This window comes from Actinacidiphila sp. bgisy167 (assembly GCF_057707665.1).
The window spans coordinates 1-4084 of sequence record NZ_JBYIQP010000166.1; the positions used below are offsets into that span (position 1 = coordinate 1).

Annotated in this window: 2 protein-coding genes; both read left to right on the top strand. The window is 73.8% G+C overall.

The annotated features are described in order from the left end of the window. Positions 1 to 3125 (top strand): S8 family serine peptidase (locus AC3ET4_RS30400; RefSeq protein ID WP_431955130.1); only part of this gene is annotated, 3125 nt, incomplete at its 5' end. A gap of 694 nt (positions 3126 to 3819) precedes the next feature. Further along, on the top strand, positions 3820 to 4050 hold the full coding sequence (locus AC3ET4_RS30405; RefSeq protein WP_431955132.1) for a hypothetical protein: 231 nt from the start codon (positions 3820 to 3822) through the stop codon (positions 4048 to 4050). Positions 4051 to 4084 lie beyond the last annotated feature (34 nt).

Here is a 4084-nt window from a genome sequence, read left to right on the forward strand (position 1 = left end):
CTAAGCCCTCCTTCGCGGGCGGTGTCGCCAAGATCTGGCTCGACGGCAAGGTCAAGGCGGACCTGGCCGAGTCCACCGCGCAGGTCGGCGCGCCGCAGGTGTGGGCGGAGGGCAACACCGGCAAGGGCGTCAAGGTCGCGGTACTCGACACCGGCGTGGACGTCGAACACCCGGACCTGGTCGGCCAGATCGGCGCCAGTGCCAGCTTCGTCCCGGAGGAGTCGGACGTCCTCGACTACCAGGGCCACGGTACCCACGTCGCCTCGACGATCGCCGGCACCGGCGCCGCGTCGGACGGCCAGGAGCGCGGTGTCGCCCCCGGGGTCCGCCTGGACGTCGGCAAGGTGCTCAACAGCGAGGGCACCGGCCAGGATTCCTGGATCATCGCCGGCATGGAGTGGGCCGCCCGGGAGCAGCAGGCCAGGATCGTCAGCATGAGCCTGGGCGGCGACGGCGACCACACCGACCCCCTGAGCCAGGCGGCCGACCGGCTCAGCCGCGAGACGGGCGCGCTGTTCGTCGTCGCGGCGGGCAACAGCGGCCCGAACTCCATCGGCAGCCCCGGCGCCGCGGATTCGGCGCTGACCGTCGGCGCCGTGGACTCAGCGGACCACCTCGCCGACTTCTCCAGCACCGGCCCTCGGGCCGGCGACGCCGGTCTGAAGCCGGAGATCACCGCCCCCGGCGTGGACATCGTGGCGGCCCGTTCCCACTTCAAGCGGGGCACGGGCTACTACACGACGATGAGCGGTACGTCGATGGCGACGCCGCACGTCGCGGGCGCGGCGGCGCTGCTGGCCGCGGCCCACCCGGACTGGCCGGGGCCGCAGCTGAAGGAGGCTCTGGTCAGCAGCTCGAAGGCCACGCCGCAGTACACGCCGTACGAGGCGGGTGCCGGTCGCCTGGACGCGCCGGCGGCCGTGCACTCCTCGGTCTTCGCGACCGTCAGCGCCTTCTCCGGTTTCCACTCCTGGCCCCAGACGCCGGGCGAGACCGACGTCCAGAAGGTGACGTACACCAATGTCGGCGACGCGCCCGTCGCCCTGGACCTGGCGATCGACTCCCCCGTACCCGCCGGGCTGTTCAGCCTGTCCGAGCGGAAGGTCACCGTCCCGGCGCACGGCACGGCCTCGGTCTCGCTGACCGCGGACCTGGACCGGCTGCCGCTCGACCAGACGGTCAGCGGCATGGTCACCGGTACGGACGGCACCGGAAAGGTGCGGGCCCGGACCCTGATCGGCGCCTCCAAGGAGGGCCGCCGGCAGACCCTGACGGTCACCGCCAAGGACCGGTCCGGCAAGCCGCTGGCGGGCCGGGTCATGCTCACCGCCGAGGGCCTCTTCACGACGATCGACCTCGACGAGTCGGGCACCGGCACGGCGCGGCTGCCCGTCGGCACCTACAGCGGCTGGCTCACCGGCGACGTCCAGGGCGCGAACGGCCCGCACTCCCTGGGGAAGGCGCTGCTCGCCTTCAACGACGTGCGCCTGGACCAGGACCGCACGGTCACCCTCGACGGCCGCGAGGCCCGTCAGGTCCTGGCGCGCGCCCCCAAGGAGACCACTCCGGTCGCGCCGCGCCTGGACGTCCACCGGTCCTTCGCCGACGGCAGCCTGCTCGAGTCCTCCGTGCTGCCCGACGAGACCTACGACAGCGTGTGGGCCCTCCCGACCGGCAAGAAGGTCACCGACGGCACGTTCGAGTTCGGCGCCCGCTTCCGCCTGGAGCAGCCGGCCCTGACCGTGAGCGCGGCGTCCAGGACCTACGCCGATCTGCTGGTCAAGCGGGGCGCCACACCGCTGCCGGCCGGCACCCGGACCCTCACGGCGGTCTATGCCGGCCAGGGAACGGCCCAGGAACTGGCCCGCGCCGGCGTGCGCGGCAAGGCCGTGGTGGTCCGGGGCGGCGGCCTGGGCGCCATCGCCGGACAGGCCGAGGCCGCGGCGGCCGCGGGCGCCCAGGTGCTCCTGGTCGTCAACGACGGCATCGGCCGCCTCCAGCCCTGGGACGAGGTCCCGTGGAGCCCGGAGAGCCCCGCGCCGTTGACGGTGGCGACACTGGACGCCGACCAGGGCGCCGAGCTGATCGGCGCGCTCGGGCGCGGCCCGGTCAAGCTGAAGGTCGTCTCGAACCCCGCCACCGACTACGTCTACGACGTGGTGCGCCACTGGACGGGTGCCGTCCCGGCGGACCCGACGTGGCGTGAGAAGGAGAAGGACCTGGGCCGGGTGGACGTCTCCTTCCGCAACTACCGGCCGGGCAAGGCGATGCAGTCCCGCACCGACGTCTGGCGGGGCTGGGCGGTCGGCAACCAGCTGACCGCTCCCGCCCAGGGCGACCGCACCGACTGGGTCACGGCGGGGACGACCTGGCTGGACGACGCCTTCATCCAGGGCGAGACCGGGCAGCACTCGATCGACCTGCTGAGCTACCAGGCCGGCGGGACGGCCCAGGTCACCTGGTTCGGGCCGATCCAGCGGCCCCGGATGGGCCCGGTGGGCTACCAGCCGGTGCGGTACCTCGACACGATGTACATCACCGCGCCCGGCTGGGGTGACTCCGGTTCCGGCCACGTCGGCGAGGCCGAGGCCAACTACGACGTGAAGGACTGGATGGCTCTCTACCAGGGCGACCAGGAGCTCGACTGGGGCAACGCGGAGTGGCTGCAGGTCCCCTCGCTCCCGGCGGAGAAGCTGCCGTACCGCCTGGTCGTCGACAACGACCGCGCGGACTGGGCGAATCCGTACTCCCGGCACACGCTGACGGAGTGGAACTTCACCTCCGCGGCCACCGGCAGTGAGTCGTCGGTGTCCCTGCCGCTGATCCAGCTCGACTACGGCGTGGAGACCGACCGGGCCGGCAAGGCCGACCGGCACGCCGAGCTGACGGTCGCCGCGTCGCATCTGCCGGGCACGACCACCGCCATCGGGAAGCCCTCGCTCGAGGTCTCCTACGACGACGGGAAGACGTGGCAGCGGGCCGACCTGGACCGCGACGATGACGGCTGGCGCACGGGCCTGCGCGCCCCGAAGTCCGCGGGCTTCGCGACGCTCCGGGTCACCGCCCGGGACAGCGCGGGCAACGGCGTCTCGCAGACGATCACCCGGGCGTTCGGCCTGCGCTGACACCGGACGCACCACCGTGTGGGCGGGACCGCGACGAGCGGCCCCGCCCACCGGCGTTTCCGGCGGGGGCCGGCCGGTCGCCCGCGGGGGCTCCGCGCGATACGCGAGATCCCCCTGCGGGGTCCGCCCGCCCCGCACCGCGCCGGCTCGGGTGCGGCGCCGCGCGTCGCGGCACTTCGCTGACCCCGCGCCGGACGGCGACGCCGGCCGCTCCCCGCACGGGGCCGCCCTCGGTCAACGCCTGCGGGCAGCCCGCCCTCCCCTCGGCATCCCGCGCACGGTCGCCGACCGGCAGGCGACAGGACGGCGGCAGCGGAGACGGTCGCCGGCGCGCGGGTGGGCGCCGACGCACGGGTGGACGGCGCCGCGCGGAGGCGGCGGCGCGCGGGTGGACGGCGACGCGCGGAGGCGGCGGAGCGTGATGGCGCGCACATTGAGCAGCGGGGGCCTCGCGGCGGTGCGGCGGCCACCCGGCACGCAATCGTCACCTCCTTGACAGGTGATGATGCGTGTGCGACTGTCGCCATCAACCGCGGTGGTGCCCGACTCCGCCCCGACCCCCACCGGAGGGTTCCCGTGAAAGTGCTCAGCGTCATGAAAGTGGCCACCGTCGCCGTGGCCGTCGTCACCATCGCCTGCGGATGCTTCCTCCAGGTCTTCTGAGGACGGCGCGGCAGGAGAGAGGATGACCGGAATGCCCAAGACGCAGAAGACGCAGGAGACGCAGCAGGTCGCCAAGGTGGTCAAGGTCGTGAGGGTGGTCGGCGCCGCGGACGGCGGCGCGCCGGCGCGCAGCGCCCGCTTCGGCGCCCTGCCCGAACGCGTCAGGCCCGAGGACACCACCGAGGTGGTCCCCATCGTGGCGCGGTACCCCCCGCAGGACCTCTACGACCACGAGAAGTGGCTCACCTGCCGATGGGTGTAGCGGCGGAGGCCGCGCCCCCAAGGGGGACTGGGGT

Bases quoted from the DNA above. Each gene is read 5' to 3' on its own strand.
- AC3ET4_RS30405 (WP_431955132.1), top strand. From the start codon at position 3,820: ATGCCCAAGACGCAGAAGACGCAGGAGACGCAGCAGGTCGCCAAGGTG.